25 protein-coding genes are annotated in these 14,884 nt (G+C 56.3%); 24 read left to right on the forward strand and 1 reads right to left on the reverse strand.

All coding sequences use genetic code 11. The annotated features are described in order from the left end of the window. Positions 1-6 precede the first annotated feature (6 nt). From rpsS to rplQ, 22 genes are all read left to right on the forward strand, one after another. The gene (gene rpsS / locus TRICHSKD4_RS22125) at positions 7-285 is read left to right on the forward strand and encodes a 30S ribosomal protein S19 (RefSeq protein WP_009469208.1); all 279 of its coding nucleotides are present in this window, start codon (positions 7-9) and stop codon (positions 283-285) included. Positions 286-287: 2 nt separating this feature from the next. Beyond that, positions 288-668: a 50S ribosomal protein L22 gene (rplV, locus tag TRICHSKD4_RS22130; RefSeq protein WP_009469209.1), complete on the forward strand. Its 381-nt coding sequence runs from the start codon at positions 288-290 to the stop codon at positions 666-668. Beyond that, the gene (rpsC, locus tag TRICHSKD4_RS22135; protein ID WP_009469210.1) at positions 668-1,396 is read left to right on the forward strand and encodes a 30S ribosomal protein S3; all 729 of its coding nucleotides are present in this window, start codon (positions 668-670) and stop codon (positions 1,394-1,396) included. The genes rplV and rpsC overlap by 1 nt, the downstream gene beginning before the upstream one ends. 47 nt (positions 1,397-1,443) lie before the next feature. Next, positions 1,444-1,857 (forward strand): 50S ribosomal protein L16, encoded by a 414-nt coding sequence (rplP, locus tag TRICHSKD4_RS22140; RefSeq protein ID WP_009469211.1) that lies wholly within the window; start codon positions 1,444-1,446, stop codon positions 1,855-1,857. Between the two features lie 21 nt (positions 1,858-1,878). Further along, the gene (gene rpmC, locus TRICHSKD4_RS22145) at positions 1,879-2,079 is read left to right on the forward strand and encodes a 50S ribosomal protein L29 (protein ID WP_009469212.1); all 201 of its coding nucleotides are present in this window, start codon (positions 1,879-1,881) and stop codon (positions 2,077-2,079) included. A 10-nt stretch (positions 2,080-2,089) separates the two neighbouring features. Beyond that, on the forward strand, positions 2,090-2,320 hold the full coding sequence (rpsQ, locus tag TRICHSKD4_RS22150) for a 30S ribosomal protein S17 (protein WP_009469213.1): 231 nt from the start codon (positions 2,090-2,092) through the stop codon (positions 2,318-2,320). 69 nt (positions 2,321-2,389) lie between these two features. Further along, complete coding sequence (gene rplN, locus TRICHSKD4_RS22155; RefSeq protein WP_008191626.1) at positions 2,390-2,758, forward strand: 50S ribosomal protein L14; 369 nt, start codon at positions 2,390-2,392, stop codon at positions 2,756-2,758. Then, positions 2,758-3,075, forward strand: coding sequence for a 50S ribosomal protein L24 (gene rplX, locus TRICHSKD4_RS22160; protein ID WP_009469214.1), 318 nt, complete (start codon positions 2,758-2,760; stop codon positions 3,073-3,075). Before rplN ends, rplX begins: the two co-directional genes overlap by 1 nt. Next, a complete protein-coding gene (rplE, locus tag TRICHSKD4_RS22165; protein ID WP_009469215.1) occupies positions 3,068-3,622 on the forward strand; it encodes a 50S ribosomal protein L5 in 555 nt (184 codons plus the stop codon). The genes rplX and rplE overlap by 8 nt, the downstream gene beginning before the upstream one ends. A gap of 21 nt (positions 3,623-3,643) precedes the next feature. Beyond that, positions 3,644-3,949, forward strand: a complete 306-nt coding sequence (gene rpsN, locus TRICHSKD4_RS22170) for a 30S ribosomal protein S14 (protein WP_009469216.1) — start codon at positions 3,644-3,646, stop codon at positions 3,947-3,949. 12 nt (positions 3,950-3,961) lie between these two features. Continuing rightward, entirely contained in the window at positions 3,962-4,360 is a 399-nt protein-coding gene (gene rpsH / locus TRICHSKD4_RS22175) for a 30S ribosomal protein S8 (protein WP_009469217.1), read from the forward strand. 41 nt (positions 4,361-4,401) lie between these two features. Further along, positions 4,402-4,935 (forward strand): 50S ribosomal protein L6, encoded by a 534-nt coding sequence (rplF, locus tag TRICHSKD4_RS22180; RefSeq protein ID WP_009469218.1) that lies wholly within the window; start codon positions 4,402-4,404, stop codon positions 4,933-4,935. Between the two features lie 12 nt (positions 4,936-4,947). Beyond that, the gene (gene rplR, locus TRICHSKD4_RS22185) at positions 4,948-5,310 is read left to right on the forward strand and encodes a 50S ribosomal protein L18 (protein WP_009469219.1); all 363 of its coding nucleotides are present in this window, start codon (positions 4,948-4,950) and stop codon (positions 5,308-5,310) included. Between the two features lie 41 nt (positions 5,311-5,351). Continuing rightward, positions 5,352-5,918 (forward strand): 30S ribosomal protein S5, encoded by a 567-nt coding sequence (rpsE, locus tag TRICHSKD4_RS22190; protein WP_009469220.1) that lies wholly within the window; start codon positions 5,352-5,354, stop codon positions 5,916-5,918. A 41-nt stretch (positions 5,919-5,959) separates the two neighbouring features. Then, positions 5,960-6,157 carry a 50S ribosomal protein L30 gene (gene rpmD, locus TRICHSKD4_RS22195; RefSeq protein WP_009469221.1) on the forward strand — a complete coding sequence of 66 codons (198 nt, stop codon included), beginning with the start codon at positions 5,960-5,962 and terminating at the stop codon, positions 6,155-6,157. Positions 6,158-6,178: 21 nt separating this feature from the next. Beyond that, a complete protein-coding gene (gene rplO, locus TRICHSKD4_RS22200; RefSeq protein ID WP_009469222.1) occupies positions 6,179-6,649 on the forward strand; it encodes a 50S ribosomal protein L15 in 471 nt (156 codons plus the stop codon). 47 nt (positions 6,650-6,696) lie between these two features. After that, positions 6,697-8,028, forward strand: a complete 1,332-nt coding sequence (secY, locus tag TRICHSKD4_RS22205) for a preprotein translocase subunit SecY (RefSeq protein WP_009469223.1) — start codon at positions 6,697-6,699, stop codon at positions 8,026-8,028. Beyond that, a complete protein-coding gene (locus TRICHSKD4_RS22210) occupies positions 8,025-8,618 on the forward strand; it encodes an adenylate kinase (RefSeq protein ID WP_009469224.1) in 594 nt (197 codons plus the stop codon). The genes secY and TRICHSKD4_RS22210 overlap by 4 nt, the downstream gene beginning before the upstream one ends. A gap of 255 nt (positions 8,619-8,873) precedes the next feature. Then, complete coding sequence (rpsM, locus tag TRICHSKD4_RS22215; RefSeq protein ID WP_009469226.1) at positions 8,874-9,242, forward strand: 30S ribosomal protein S13; 369 nt, start codon at positions 8,874-8,876, stop codon at positions 9,240-9,242. A gap of 66 nt (positions 9,243-9,308) precedes the next feature. Continuing rightward, on the forward strand, positions 9,309-9,698 hold the full coding sequence (gene rpsK, locus TRICHSKD4_RS22220) for a 30S ribosomal protein S11 (RefSeq protein WP_009469227.1): 390 nt from the start codon (positions 9,309-9,311) through the stop codon (positions 9,696-9,698). Positions 9,699-9,788: 90 nt separating this feature from the next. Further along, a complete protein-coding gene (locus TRICHSKD4_RS22225) occupies positions 9,789-10,811 on the forward strand; it encodes a DNA-directed RNA polymerase subunit alpha (protein WP_009469228.1) in 1,023 nt (340 codons plus the stop codon). 84 nt (positions 10,812-10,895) lie between these two features. Then, positions 10,896-11,321: a 50S ribosomal protein L17 gene (rplQ, locus tag TRICHSKD4_RS22230; protein ID WP_009469229.1), complete on the forward strand. Its 426-nt coding sequence runs from the start codon at positions 10,896-10,898 to the stop codon at positions 11,319-11,321. 89 nt (positions 11,322-11,410) lie between these two features. On the opposite strand, the gene TRICHSKD4_RS22235 is transcribed toward rplQ, so the two are convergent. Next, on the reverse strand, positions 11,411-11,836 hold the full coding sequence (locus tag TRICHSKD4_RS22235; RefSeq protein WP_139052255.1) for a hypothetical protein: 426 nt from the start codon (positions 11,834-11,836) through the stop codon (positions 11,411-11,413). 262 nt (positions 11,837-12,098) lie between these two features. On the opposite strand from TRICHSKD4_RS22235, the gene TRICHSKD4_RS22240 reads away from it, so the two are divergent. Both TRICHSKD4_RS22240 and TRICHSKD4_RS22245 read left to right on the forward strand, forming a co-directional pair. Further along, positions 12,099-13,538: a DegQ family serine endoprotease gene (locus tag TRICHSKD4_RS22240; protein WP_009469232.1), complete on the forward strand. Its 1,440-nt coding sequence runs from the start codon at positions 12,099-12,101 to the stop codon at positions 13,536-13,538. 16 nt (positions 13,539-13,554) lie between these two features. Then, a complete protein-coding gene (locus TRICHSKD4_RS22245) occupies positions 13,555-14,868 on the forward strand; it encodes a replication-associated recombination protein A (protein ID WP_009469233.1) in 1,314 nt (437 codons plus the stop codon). Positions 14,869-14,884: the final 16 nt, after the last annotated feature.

Consider the following 14,884-nt stretch of genomic DNA (forward strand, 5'->3'; position numbering starts at 1 on the left):
AAGATCGTGGCACGTTCTGTCTGGAAAGGTCCGTTTGTAGACGGTTACCTTCTGAAAAAAGCGGACAAGGTTCGCGAGTCCGGCCGCAACGAGGTCATCAAGACCTGGAGCCGCCGCTCAACGATCTTGCCTCAGTTTGTTGGACTGACATTTGGCGTTTACAACGGCCAAAAGCATGTCCCGGTACTGGTGTCTGAAGAAATGATTGGTCACAAGTTCGGTGAATTTTCTCCGTCTCGTACCTACTACGGACACGGCGCCGACAAAAAGGCTAAGAGGAAGTAACGATGGGCAAGCCGAAGCGTGAGCGGACGCTCGCTGACAACGAGGCCCGGGCAATGACCCGCATGCTGCGCGTATCTCCGCGCAAGCTGAATCTCGTTGCGGCTTCGATCCGCGGTAAAAAGGTTGGCAGCGCGATTGCCGATCTGACCTTCTCTCGCAAGCGTATTGCGCAAGACGTCAAGAAAACCTTGATGTCCGCGATTGCGAATGCGGAAAACAACCACGACCTGGACATCGACAACCTGATGGTTGCCGAAGCTCATGTTGGCAAGGCATTTGTCATCAAGCGTTTCCAGGCTCGTGCACGTGGTCGCGTTGGCCGGATCGAGAAGCCTTTCTCGAACTTGACCATCGTCGTCCGTGAAGTCGAGGAGAGTGCCTGATGGGACATAAAGTAAACCCGATCGGCATGCGCCTCGGGATTAACCGTACCTGGGATTCTCGCTGGTTCGCACCGAAGGGTGAATATGGCGGTCTTCTCCACGAAGATTTCCGGATCCGCGAATTCCTGATGAACGAACTGAAGCAGGCAGCTGTTTCCAAAATCGTCATCGAACGTCCGCACAAAAAAGCTCGTGTCACCATTCACTCCGGTCGCCCGGGTGTTGTGATCGGCAAAAAGGGTGCTGACATCGAGCGTCTTCGCAAGAAGATCGCTGACATCACCAAGTCCGAAGTGCACATCAACATCGTTGAAGTGCGCAAGCCTGAAGTTGACGCAACTCTCGTTGCGGCTTCGATCGCCCAGCAGCTGGAACGCCGTGTTGCATTCCGTCGTGCCATGAAGCGGTCCGTTCAGTCGGCTATGCGTCTTGGCGCACAAGGCATCAAGATCACCTGTGGTGGCCGTCTCGGTGGCGCGGAAATCGCGCGTATCGAATGGTACCGTGAAGGTCGCGTGCCGCTCCACACACTTCGCGCTGACATCGATTACGGTGTTGCATCCGCTCACACGGCTTACGGCGTGTGCGGTGTGAAGGTCTGGATCTTCAAGGGTGAAATTCTCGAGCACGATCCGATGGCGTCTGAACGCCGCGCGACCCAGGGCTCGGATAATAACCAGGGTGATCGCGGCGGACGCCGGGATCGGGGCCGCGAGCGCGCAGCTTAATTTAAGCTGCCTGCCGCTCGTTAAACACGAAAGACGAGAGAAGAGCGATGCTGCAACCGAAGCGCACAAAGTTCCGCAAGCAGCACAAGGGCCGCATCCACGGTTTGTCGAAGGGAGGCACAGACCTCAACTTCGGCGCTTTCGGTCTGAAGGCTGTTGAGCCAGAGCGCGTTACCGCGCGTCAGATCGAAGCGGCCCGCCGTGCCATGACCCGCCATATGAAGCGTGCGGGTCGCGTATGGATCCGGATCTTCCCGGACCTCCCGGTTTCTTCAAAGCCGGCTGAAGTCCGCATGGGTAAAGGTAAGGGTTCTCCGGACTACTGGGCTTGCCGAGTCAAGCCGGGCCGGATCATGTTCGAAATCGACGGTGTGCCGGAAGACGTTGCTCGCGAAGCTATGCGTCTTGCTGCCGCCAAACTGCCGATCAAGTGCCGGTTCGTCCAGCGGATCGCCGACTAAGGCAGTCAAGGAGTCAAGGCCATGAAGGCGAGTGATGTAAGGGCTAAAACCCTCGACGAGCTCCGCACTGAGCTTGAGGGTCTGAAGAAAGAGCAGTTCAACCTGCGCTTTCAGAAGGCCACGGGTCAGCTTGAAAACACTGGGCGCGTCCGGCAAATCCGCCGCGACATCGCCCGGATCGAAACGATCATGCGCGAAAAGCGCGTGGCGGCTAGCGCGTAAGGAGACGGCAATGCCAAAGCGTATTCTGCAGGGCACCGTTGTCGGCGACGCAAACGACAAGACGGTTACCGTCAAGGTTGAACGTCGTTTCACCCATCCGCTTCTGAAAAAGACCGTTCGTCGGTCCAAGAAGTATCGGGCACACGACGAAGCAAACACACATAAAATCGGCGATTCTGTACAAATCGAAGAATGTGCGCCGATTTCGAAAAACAAACGTTGGACTGTGGTCGCAAGCTGACCACAGCCCACTAGGTGAGCATCAGGCGCCCGTGGCAGGTGCGCCGATAGAAGAACAAGGCAGCCAGTCATGATTCAGATGCAAACAAACCTCGACGTCGCCGACAACTCCGGCGCTCGTCGTGTCATGTGCATCAAAGTGCTCGGCGGCTCCAAGCGGAAATATGCCCAGGTAGGCGACATCATCGTCGTCTCCGTGAAAGAGGCAATCCCGCGAGGCCGCGTTAAAAAGGGCGATGTGATGAAGGCTGTTGTCGTGCGCACGGCAAAGGATATCCGCCGTCCCGATGGCAGCGTGATCCGGTTCGACCGCAATGCGGCCGTGCTGGTCAACAACAACAAGGAGCCAGTCGGCACCCGTATCTTCGGGCCAGTGCCGCGCGAACTCCGTGCAAAGAACCACATGAAAATCATTTCACTCGCGCCGGAGGTGCTCTGATGGCTGCGAAAATTAAAAAAGGCGACACAGTTGTAGTACTCACCGGACGTGACAAGGGCAAGTCCGGCGAAGTCATCCAGCTGCTGCCTGCCGATAACAAGGCGCTTGTCCGTGGCGTGAACCTCGTTCGCCGCCACCAGAAGCAGACCCAGACCCAGGAAGGCGGGATCGTTTCCAAGGAAGCTCCGATCCACCTGTCCAACCTGTCGGTTGCTGATCCGAAAGACGGGAAAGCAACTCGTGTTGGCTTCCAGGTCAAGGAAGACGGCTCCAAGGTCCGTGTGGCCAAGCGTTCGGGAGACCTGATCGATGGCTGAGACCTACGTACCGCGTCTTAAGACGCATTACGAAGAAGTTGTTCGCAAGCAACTTCAGGAAAAGTTCGACTACAAGAACCCGATGATGGTTCCTAAGTTGAACAAGATCGTTTTGAACATCGGCGTTGGTGAAGCCGTTGGGGATTCCAAGAAGGCCCGTACTGCGGCTGCCGATCTTGCCCTGATTGCTGGTCAGAAGCCGGTTGTAACCAAGGCAAAGAAATCCATCGCGACCTTTAAGGTTCGTGAAGGCATGCCGCTTGGTTCCAAGGTGACCCTGCGCCGCCAGCAGATGTTTGAATTCATGGACCGTTTGATCACCATCGCGCTTCCGCGCGTTCGTGACTTCCGGGGTCTGAACCCGAAGAGCTTCGACGGTCGCGGCAACTATGCGATGGGCATCAAGGAACACATCGTGTTTCCAGAGATCGAGTACGACAAGGTCGACCAGATCTGGGGCATGGACGTGATTGTCTGCACCACCGCTGCAAACGACGACGAAGCGCGCGAATTGCTCCGCGCGTTCAACTTCCCGTTCACGAAGTAACGGGCAAGGAAGGGAACGACGATGGCGAAGAAGAGCGCGGTCGAAAAGAATGAGCGTCGTAAGAAGCTCGTCAAGAAATACGCTGAGAAGCGCGCCACTCTGAAGGCACAGGCCAAAGACGAAAGCCTGAGTCTGGAAGAGCGGTTCAATGCACGCCTCAAGCTTGCAAAACTACCGCGGAATTCCGCACCGAACCGAGTTCGCAACCGTTGCGAAGTCTCCGGTCGTCCGCGCGGTTTCTACCGCAAGCTGAAGATGTCGCGTATTGCGCTTCGTGAACTGGGCTCCCTGGGTAAGATCCCCGGCCTGGTCAAGTCGAGCTGGTAAGGAGAAACTCCCATGGCAATTTCTGATCCGTTGGGGGATATGCTGACCCGGATCCGCAACGCGCAACTGCGTCGCAAGGGCAAGGTTAGTTCACCAAATTCCAAATTACGCGCACACGTACTTGAAGTGCTCGTAAAAGAAGGATACATCCGTGGCTTCACCACGGTTGACTACGAGGGCGGTAAGTCCGAGTTGGAAATCGAACTGAAGTATTTCGACGGTGAGCCGGTTATCCGCACGATTGAGCGGGTCTCAAAGCCGGGTCGTCGCGTGTACTCTTCGGTAAAGAACATCCCGCACGTCTCTAATGGCCTGGGTGTGTCGATTCTGTCGACTCCACGCGGTGTCATGAGTGACCACCAAGCGCGCGATGAAAATGTAGGTGGCGAGGTTCTCTGCCGCGTCTTCTGATGCGGTAGACTCGTCTTTAAGACAACGACAAGGTTGGTCAGATGTCTCGTATTGGCAAAAAGCCAGTCCCCGTGCCAAGCGGGGTAACGGCAACGATCAACGGTCAGACCATTGCGGTCAAGGGCCCGAAGGGGGAACTCTCCTTCGTGCTCAACGATCAGGTGCTGGCCGAAATGACGGACGACGGGATCAAGGTTGATCCACGTGGTAACTCCAAGACGGCACGTTCCCTTTGGGGTATGAGCCGGACCATGGTCCAGAACATCGTCACTGGTGTTAGCGAAGGCTTTGAGAAGAAGCTGGAGATGACAGGTGTCGGTTACCGTGCCCAAATGCAGGGCAAGAACCTTCAGCTTGCGCTGGGTTTCTCGCATGACGTTATTTACGACGTTCCGGAAGGGATCGAAGTAAAATGTCCGAAGCCGACCGAGATTGTTGTTTCGGGGATCGACAAGCAAACTGTCGGTCAGGTTGCAGCGGAAATCCGCGAATTCCGTCCACCTGAGCCTTATAAGGGCAAGGGTGTACGCTACGCTGGCGAATTCATCGTCCGCAAAGAAGGCAAGAAGAAGTAACGGAGCAGGATCATGGCGAACAGCAAAAATGCTTTCGAACGCCGCCGCGATCGCGTGCGCCGTTCCATCAGAAAGACAGCCGGCGACCGCCCGCGTCTTTCGGTATTCCGCTCGTCGAAGCAGATCTACGCCCAGATCATCGACGATGCGAAAGGACATACTCTCGTTTCGGCTTCGACCATCGAGAAGGATGTCAAGGGCAACCTGAAAACGGGCGCCGACACCGCTGCTGCTGCAGCCGTCGGCAAGCTTGTCGCCGAGCGCGCTTCTGCCGCTGGCATCAAGCAGGTCGTGTTCGACCGGGGTGGGTACCAGTATCACGGGCGTGTTAAAGCGCTTGCAGATGCGGCCCGCGAAGGTGGACTTGATTTCTGACCAGCGCCCGTTGGCGCTCTTAAGAACGGAAGACTTATAACATGGCGAGACAAGACAATCGCGAGCGCGACGAGCGCGACAGCGAATTCGTCGACAAGCTGGTCCACATCAACCGCGTTGCCAAGGTGGTCAAGGGTGGCCGTCGTTTCGGCTTTGCCGCTCTGGTGGTCGTAGGTGATCAAAAGGGCCGCGTTGGCTTTGGACACGGCAAGGCACGTGAAGTGCCTGAAGCAATCCGCAAGGCAACTGAAGCTGCCAAGCGCACTATGATCCGCGTACCGCTTCGTGAGGGCCGGACCCTTCACCACGATGTGGAAGGCCGTCACGGTGCAGGCAAGGTGATCCTGCGTTCCGCACCTCCTGGTACTGGTATCATTGCCGGTGGCCCGATGCGTGCTGTTTTTGAAACACTCGGTGTTCAGGACGTTGTTGCCAAGTCGCTGGGAACTTCAAACCCCTACAACATGGTGCGTGCAACTTTTGCAGCATTGACCAAGGAAGACAGCCCGCGCTCCGTCGCAGCTCGTCGTGGCCTGAAGGTCTCTGTGATCCAGTCGCGCCGCCGGGACAATAACGATGAGGCAGCTCCTGCAGCCGCCGAGGCTTGATCTCGGCGGGCTCAGGGCCCACTTGAACGAGGGTTAGTTCCATGGCGAACACCGAAAAGACCGTAACGGTCGAACAGATCGGGAGCCCGCTGCGCCGTCCGCAAGACCAGCGCGCAACGCTCATCGGTCTGGGTCTGAACAAGATGCACCGTCGCTCGACACTGAAGGACACACCGGAAGTGCGCGGCATGATCAGAAAGGTCCAGCATCTCGTTCGCGTCGTTGAAGACAACGCGTAAGCGGGATCGGGAGATAGTATAATGAAGCTCAACGAACTTCGGGACAATCCCGGTGCCGTAAAAGAGCGGACCCGCGTTGGACGCGGTATCGGCTCTGGCAAGGGCAAAACCGGCGGTCGTGGCGTCAAGGGTCAAAAGTCCCGTTCCGGCGTAGCGATCAAGGGCTTTGAAGGCGGTCAAATGCCACTGCACCGGCGTCTGCCGAAGCGTGGTTTTACCAACATCTTTGCCAAGGACTTCAACGTGGTATCTTTGGGCCGCGTTCAACAGGCTATCGACGCAGGCAAGCTTGATACGAAAGCTGCAGTCACTGTTGAAGCACTCAAGGCTGCAGGTGTAGTCAAGCGCGTTCGTGACGGCGTACGTCTGCTGAGTGATGGCGAGCTGAAAGCAGCTGTCACCTTTGAAATCGCTGGCGCTTCCAAAGCTGCCATTGAAGCGGTTGAAAAAGCGGGCGGCAAAGTAGTCGTTCAGGGAGCTCAGGCCGAATAGGCCTGGGCTTTTCCCATTTGTCGGTAAGTAACTGACCGGAGTAGGGCATGGCATCCGCCGCCGAGCAACTGGCGTCAAATTTAAATTTCTCAGCTTTCGCCAAGGCTGAAGAACTCAAAAAGCGCATCTGGTTCACACTGGGGGCGCTTTTGGTTTATCGACTGGGCACATACATTCCGCTGCCCGGCATCAATCCGGAAGCATTCGGGCAAGCGTTCAACCAGGCGCAATCCGGCATCATCGGCATGTTCAACATGTTTGCCGGTGGCGCAGTTGAGCGCATGGCCATTTTTGCGCTTGGCATTATGCCTTATATTTCCGCCTCGATTATCATGCAGCTGATGACGACGGTTGTTCCGACGCTTGAGCAAATGAAAAAAGACGGCGAGCAGGGCCGAAAAGTCATCAACCAGTACACCCGCTACGGAACAGTCGTTCTGGCTGCGCTTCAAGCTTACGGCATTGCCGTTGGTTTGGAAGGTGCGGCGAATGTCGTGACCGATCCGGGCTGGTTCTTCCGGGCGTCCACAGTGATCACCCTTGTAGGTGGCACGATGTTCTTGATGTGGCTCGGTGAGCAGATCACGTCTCGCGGCATTGGTAACGGTATTTCCCTGATCATCTTTGCAGGCATCGTGGCCGGACTTCCAACAGCCGTCGTTTCGACGCTTGAGCTTGGCCGTCAGGGCGCCTTGGCAACGTGGATCATTCTCGGAATCATCATTCTGGCCGTTGTCGTGATCGCGTTTATCGTGTTCATGGAGCGCGCACAGCGCCGTCTTTTGATCCAGTATCCGAAGCGTCAGATGGGCAACCGGATGTTTGAGGGCAACACCTCATTCCTTCCGCTGAAGCTCAACACTGCTGGTGTTATTCCGCCGATCTTTGCGTCATCGCTTCTGTTGGTCCCGGCTACGATTTCGGGCTTCAACTCAGGTGGAGGCAACGAGTGGCTGACGACCATCACAGCGCTGCTTGGTCATGGCCAGCCGCTCTATATGGTCTTCTATGCGGTGATGATCATCTTCTTCTGTTTCTTCTACACAGCGATCGTCTTCAATCCGACGGACACTGCTGATAACCTGAAGAAACATGGCGGTTTCATTCCGGGTATTCGTCCGGGCGAGCGTACCGCGCAGTACATCGACTATGTGCTGACTCGCGTTACCGTCGTTGGGGCCATATACATAACCCTCGTCTGTCTATTACCCGAATTCCTCATTTCGGCGACGGGCGTACCGTTCTATTTCGGTGGAACCTCATTGCTGATCGTCGTCAGTGTGACAATGGATACCGTTTCTCAGATCCAGGGTCATCTGCTCGCGCACCAGTATGAGGGACTGGTGAAGAAAGCAAAACTGAGGGGGAAGCGTAAATGAGGCTGATTTTGGTGGGACCGCCGGGTGCAGGTAAAGGCACTCAGGCAGCTCGTTTGGTTGCGAATTACAACATTCCGCAACTTTCGACCGGCGACATGTTGCGCGCTGCTGTCGCAGCGGAGACACCAATCGGTCTTCAGGCCAAGGCTGTGATGGATGCCGGTGGGCTCGTTTCCGACGAGATCGTTGTTGGCATCATCCGCGACCGCATCAACGAAGAAGACGCCAAGAACGGCTTCATTCTGGATGGGTTCCCGCGGACGATTGCCCAGGCAGACGCTCTCGCGGACATGCTCAAGGACAATGGACTTGAGCTTAATGCCGTGGTTGAGCTTCGCGTTGATCAGACAAAACTGGTCGACCGGATCATCAACCGTGCAGAAGAAGCCAAGGCCGCTGGTCAGCCGGTCCGTAAGGACGACGATCCAGAGGTCTTCAAGGACCGTCTTGAGGCCTATAACCGCGACACAGCTGTGGTTATTCCATACTACGAGAAGGCCGGTTTGCTGACCGTTGTTGATGGCATGCAATCCATCGACGATGTTGCAGGCAGCATTGATGCCGTTCTTAAGAAAACACAGGCGGCCTGACCCTACAGGATGCTATGTGGAAGCTCTGGAAAGCGCGCCATTTGGCGCGCTTTTTCGTCTTGACGAAACCTTTGACTTTCGGTAAACGACGCCATCAATCCTTAAAAAGGTTTGCGCCGCTCTCATGTGAATCATGAGGACGGTGTTTTGCGTGCTTGAATACGGCCGCAAATAATCATCCGCAAGGGCCGGACTCCACCGGACGCGGGTATAACAATGGCCGCAGCCTTTGGGCTGCATGAAATGGAGACCAGCGTGGCACGTATTGCTGGCGTTAACATCCCGACAAACAAGCGCGTCATCATTGCGCTTCAGTACATCCACGGCATTGGCGCGAAATTCGCCCAGGAAATCGTCGAAAAGAACAACATCGACGCTGCTCGCCGCGTGAACGAGCTTTCCGACGCTGAAGTTCTGTCTATCCGCGAAACCATTGACCGCGATTACATCGTGGAAGGTGACCTTCGTCGTGACACAGCCATGAACATCAAGCGTCTGATGGACCTCGGTTGCTACCGTGGTCTGCGTCACCGCCGCGGCCTTCCGGTTCGTGGTCAGCGGACGCACACAAACGCACGTACCCGTAAGGGTCCGGCGAAGCCGATCGCAGGTAAGAAGAAGTAATTTGCCCCGATTGGCGGTGGAGCTGCCGGCACTACGGCAGTGAAGAGATCAAAGTAAGGAATTCAAATGGCAAAAGACACAACGCGCGTCCGTCGCCGCGAGCGGAAAAACATTTCCTCCGGCGTTGCGCATGTGAACTCTACATTCAACAACACCATGATCACCATCACTGATGCACAGGGAAATGCGATTTCCTGGTCATCCGCTGGTGCTCTGGGCTTCAAGGGCTCTCGTAAGTCCACTCCGTACGCAGCTCAGGTTGCTGCTGAAGACGCTGCAAAGAAAGCAGCTGATCACGGCATGCGTACGCTCGAAGTTGAAGTTCGTGGTCCTGGTTCAGGTCGTGAATCTGCGCTGCGCGCTCTTCAGGCTGCCGGTTTCCTCATCACGTCCATCCGTGACGTGACGCCGATCCCGCACAACGGCTGCCGTCCGCGCAAGCGTCGTCGCGTCTAAGGCCTTCTGGCTTTGGGCAACTGTTTCTCCAGTGGCAAAGAATAGCCTGGAACTTGTGCATTCAGGCGGGATAGCCGAAGGGACATATACGTGACAATTCAAAAGAACTGGCAAGAACTGATCAAGCCGACCAAGCTGGAAGTAAAACCGGGCGATGACCCGCGCTTCCTGGCCACAGTTGTGGCCGAACCGCTTGAGCGTGGCTATGGTCTGACGCTTGGCAATGCCTTGCGCCGCATTCTGCTGTCGTCTCTCCAGGGCGCTGCAGTAACTGCTGTGCAGATCGACGGCGTTCTTCACGAGTTTTCGTCCATTCCGGGCGTGCGTGAAGACGTGACGGACATCGTTCTCAACATCAAGGAAATCGCCATCCGCATGGAAGGTGAGGGCCCCAAGCGCATGGTTGTGCGCAAGCAGGGACCTGGTGTTGTTACAGCTGGTGACATCCAGACTGTTGGCGATGTTGAAGTTCTGAACCCGGAGCTGGTTCTGTGTACTCTTGATGAGGGCGCAGAGATCCGTATGGAGTTCACTGTCAACACTGGCAAGGGCTATGTTGCATCCGACCGGAACCGTCCGGAAGATGCTCCAATTGGCCTGATCCCGGTCGACAGCTTGTATTCCCCGGTCAAGAAGGTCTCCTACAAGGTTGAAAACACCCGTGAAGGTCAGGTTCTCGATTACGACAAACTGACTTTGACCGTTGAAACCGATGGATCAGTCAAGCCGGATGATGCGGTTGCTTTCGCAGCACGCATTCTTCAGGACCAGCTGTCCATCTTCGTCAACTTTGAAGAGCCGCAGCGCGAAGTCGCCGAGGACACTGTCCCGGAACTGGCTTTCAACCCTGCGCTTCTCAAGAAGGTCGACGAGCTGGAGCTGTCCGTCCGTTCTGCAAACTGTCTGAAGAACGACAATATCGTGTATATTGGCGATCTCATTCAGAAGACCGAAGCGGAAATGCTGCGCACGCCGAACTTTGGCCGCAAGTCGCTTAACGAGATCAAGGAAGTTCTCGCCCAGATGGGTCTCCATCTCGGCATGGAAGTCGCCAACTGGCCGCCTGAGAACATCGATGACCTCGCAAAGCGCTACGAAGATCATCAGTATTAAGGGGCGCACGCGTCCCTAACGGAGCAACCGGGCAAGTGCTTGGCGAGAGACCAGCAGACTGCCTGATAGACAAAGGAGAGGGCTATGCGCCACGGGAAATCCGGCCGTAAGCTCAACCGGACATCTAGCCACCGTAAGGCTATGTTCGCGAACATGGCAGCGTCGCTGATCAAGCACGAGCAAATCGTGACGACCCTGCCAAAGGCTAAAGAAATGAAGCCGATCATCGACAAGCTCATCACATTGGGCAAGCGCGGTGATCTTCACGCACGCCGTCAGGCTATTTCGCAAGTCCGCGATGCTGCCATGGTCAAGAAGCTGTTTGACACGCTTGGCGAGCGTTACAAGGAACGCAACGGCGGTTACAGCCGTGTTCTGAAAGCTGGCTTCCGTTATGGCGACAACGCACCGATGGCTGTCATCGAGCTGGTCGACCGTGATCCGGAAGCACGCGGCGCAGAAGACCGCGCACGCGCCGAAGCACAAGAATCCGCTGAAGCAGCTGCATAAGCACCGCTTCAGGATTTGACATGAAAAGGGCGGACCACATCGGTCCGCCCTTTTTGTTGGTCTTTGGTCCGCCAATTTTCTCGCGAAACTCAATTAATCTCGCAGCTTCTATACAACACGTTGCACTTGATCCATGCCGTGCTGGTGATTTTGGATACACCGCTTCCGGTTTCAGCATGGGCATACATGCAGAACTTCTTCACGCCCCTGAACTCGATCTGGTTTCCGTTTACATCTTTGGTTGAGATGTTGATGTACTCGCGATTTCCCGAAGTTCGGCACTGTTGTTTGTGACCCGCGCCATTTCGTTTCTTCATAGAGATAGAGCTTTCCACGATGTACTCATCGCTTCGGGCTGCAAAGCACTGAACAGGTGAGTTCGCGGACGCGCCACGATCACTTGTGCTGTAGGCTTTGCCGCTATCGACGACAAATACCTGACTATCCTCACAAGCTGCTTCTGCCAGGCCAACTGACATCAGGGATAAGAGACAAAACACTCCAAATTTGCGCATGACACCCTCCGGTTCTCCATTTTGAGATGTAAATATTTGCAGTGTAATTTTACCGGGTCGGGCGTGATCCAAGCGGGAATACGCCATGAAGAGAGTGTGAGGCTGAAGAGCGTTGAGCTTTCCGGGAGAGGTTTGTCAGAAATCCTTCGTAACCCACGGACTGTTCACCAGCGATTGATTGTGTTTGCGCGCAAAACTCCCTATCTGCCAAGGTGACGGTTCTTTCAAAAGAGATTCGCCGAAAATGGCTTGGGAGACGGGAATGACACTCGGGGCAGGGCGCAAGCTCATCAAACTGACAGCGGTAATCGCCCTTGCAGTTGGCACTGTCTTTCAGGGGGCAAACGCGCAGGATGGTGCGCGGCAGGTACCAACCTCCGCTGCAGAAATGAAACTCTCTTTTGCACCCATCGTGAGGGACGTCGGCCCGGCGGTGGTCAATGTCTATGCAAGTCGGCGCGTGGTGCAACAGCGCAGGGTGTCTCCCTTTTTCGACGATCCGTTCTTTAAGAGGTTCTTTGGTGAGCCGGGTGGAAACCTCTCACGTCCACGAGAGCGGGTGCAGTCGTCCCTTGGCTCTGGTGTCATCATCTCCGATGATGGGACGGTGATTACCAATCACCACGTCATCAAGGATGCGGATGAAGTTCGTGTCGCCCTGAACGACCGGCGTGAGTTTGATGCCGAAATTATTCTCAAGGACGAACGCACGGATCTGGCCGTTTTAAAGATCAAAGCAGATGGCCCTTTTGACTCTGTGCCCTTTGCTGAAACGGATAGTCTGGAAGTCGGTGATATCGTTCTGGCCATCGGCAATCCGTTCGGGGTTGGTCAAACCGTGACCCAGGGCATTGTGTCGGCCTTGGCGCGCACGCAGGTTGGCGTGACGGATTATCAGTTCTTCATTCAGACCGATGCAGCCATCAACCCCGGAAATTCGGGCGGGGCCTTGGTGGATATGCATGGTCGGCTGGTTGGCATCAACACAGCGATCTTTTCACGCTCTGGCGGCTCCAACGGCATCGGCTTTGCCATCCCGGCCCATATGGCGCGCTTCGTGGCATCAGCAGCCGGGCAGGGTGATATGGTTCGCCGTCCCTGGCTTGGCGCAACGGTCCAAACGGTCAGCGCTGAAATCTCGGAAGCCTTGGGACTGGATCGTCCACGCGGCGTCCTCGTCACCAACGTCTTTGAAGGCTCCCCGGCACGGGCAGCGGGTCTGCGCGTGAGTGACCTTGTAGTGGCCATCGATGGCAAGGAAGTCATTGATCCGGACAGTTTTGGCTATCGCTTTGCAACCAAGCCGCTCGGCGAGGTCTCCAGCTTCACGGTTCTGCGCTCCGGCGGCGAAACCATCATTGATGTTCGGCTGGAGCCAGCACCTGAAACCGTCCCTCGCGATGAGAGGTTTCTCGATGAATTTTCACCCTTTGAAGGTGTGACCGTGATGAACCTGTCGCCCGCCGTGGCCGAGGAGCTGCGGATTGAGGGAGACTATGAAGGGGTTGTGATTACTGCGGTCGATCCGCGCGGAACGGCCCGCCGCGTCGGGCTGCGGGTTGGTGACATCGTGCGCAGCGTCAACGGTCGGCAGATCGACAGCACCGAACGATTGGAACGGGAAACGCGCCGCGATGTTCGGGTCTGGGACCTTGAAATCGAACGCGGTGATCAGGTTCAGCGCATTCGGCTGAGAGGCTAGGAAAAGGGCAGGGGCGATGTCAGATCTGTTTGCCGCATCTGGTCTGGACAAGGACGTCAATCGCCCCTTGGCCGATCGCTTGCGGCCACAGAAGCTGGACGATGTCGTCGGTCAAGACCATCTGCTTGGGCCGGACGGAACACTGTCGCGCATGCTCAAGACGCGCAGTCTGGGCTCTCTGATCTTCTGGGGGCCACCGGGAACTGGCAAGACGACCATCGCGCGCCTTCTGGCGGATGAAACAGATCTCGCCTTTGAGCAGATTTCCGCGATCTTTTCCGGCGTGGCGGATCTGAAGAAGGTGTTTGAAACGGCCCGAGCTCGCCGCATGGGCGGGCGTGGCACGCTTTTATTCGTGGACGAGATCCACCGCTTCAATCGTGCCCAGCAGGACAGTTTTTTGCCCGTTATGGAAGACGGCACCATCACGCTTGTTGGGGCGACCACGGAAAACCCGTCTTTTGAGCTGAATGCCGCTGTTCTCTCCCGCTCCCACGTCATGACGTTCCATTCGTTGAACATTGAGTCGATCGGAAAGCTGTTGGCGCGGGCCGAGGAAGAAGAGGGCAAACCCTTGCCGCTGGACGAAGAGGCGCGCGGTGTTCTCATTCGCATGGCAGATGGGGACGGGCGGTCAGCGCTCACACTGGCGGAAGATGTGTGGCGGGCAGCAGATGAGGATGAGGTTTTTGATGCCGAGCGTCTGCAGGGCATCGTGCAGCGACGTGCCCCGATCTATGACAAGGGGCAGGACGGGCACTACAATCTGATCTCGGCTCTTCATAAATCCGTCCGCGGTTCAGACCCGGACGCATCGCTTTACTGGTTTTGCCGGATGTTGGACGGGGGCGAGGACCCGATGTATCTCGCCCGACGCCTGATCCGCATGGCGGTTGAAGACATCGGGTTGGCGGACCCGCACGCTCTGGTTCAGGCCAACAGTGCGCGCGATGCCTACCAGATGCTTGGCTCTCCGGAAGGAGAACTGGCATTGGCGCAGGCCGTGATTTATCTCGCCAGTGCACCGAAATCGAATGGTGCCTATCTGGCCTATAAGGCTGCCATGCGCAGCGCCAAATCCAGTGGTTCCCTGTTGCCGCCTAAGCATATTCTCAATGCGCCGACCAAGTTGATGAAGGCGGAAGGGTATGGCGATGGCTATCAATATGATCATGATGCGCCGGACGGATTCTCTGGTCAGGATTACTTTCCCGAAACTCTTGGGCGTCAGACTTACTATGATCCGCCAGACAGAGGCTTTGAGCGGGAATTGCGCAAGCGACTGGACTATTGGTCTCGTCTGCGGCGCGAGCGCAGCGGAACGTCTTAAGGGACAAAGGGCAATG

It is taken from the genome of Roseibium sp. TrichSKD4, from assembly GCF_000148725.1.
Lineage (GTDB): Bacteria > Pseudomonadota > Alphaproteobacteria > Rhizobiales > Stappiaceae > Roseibium.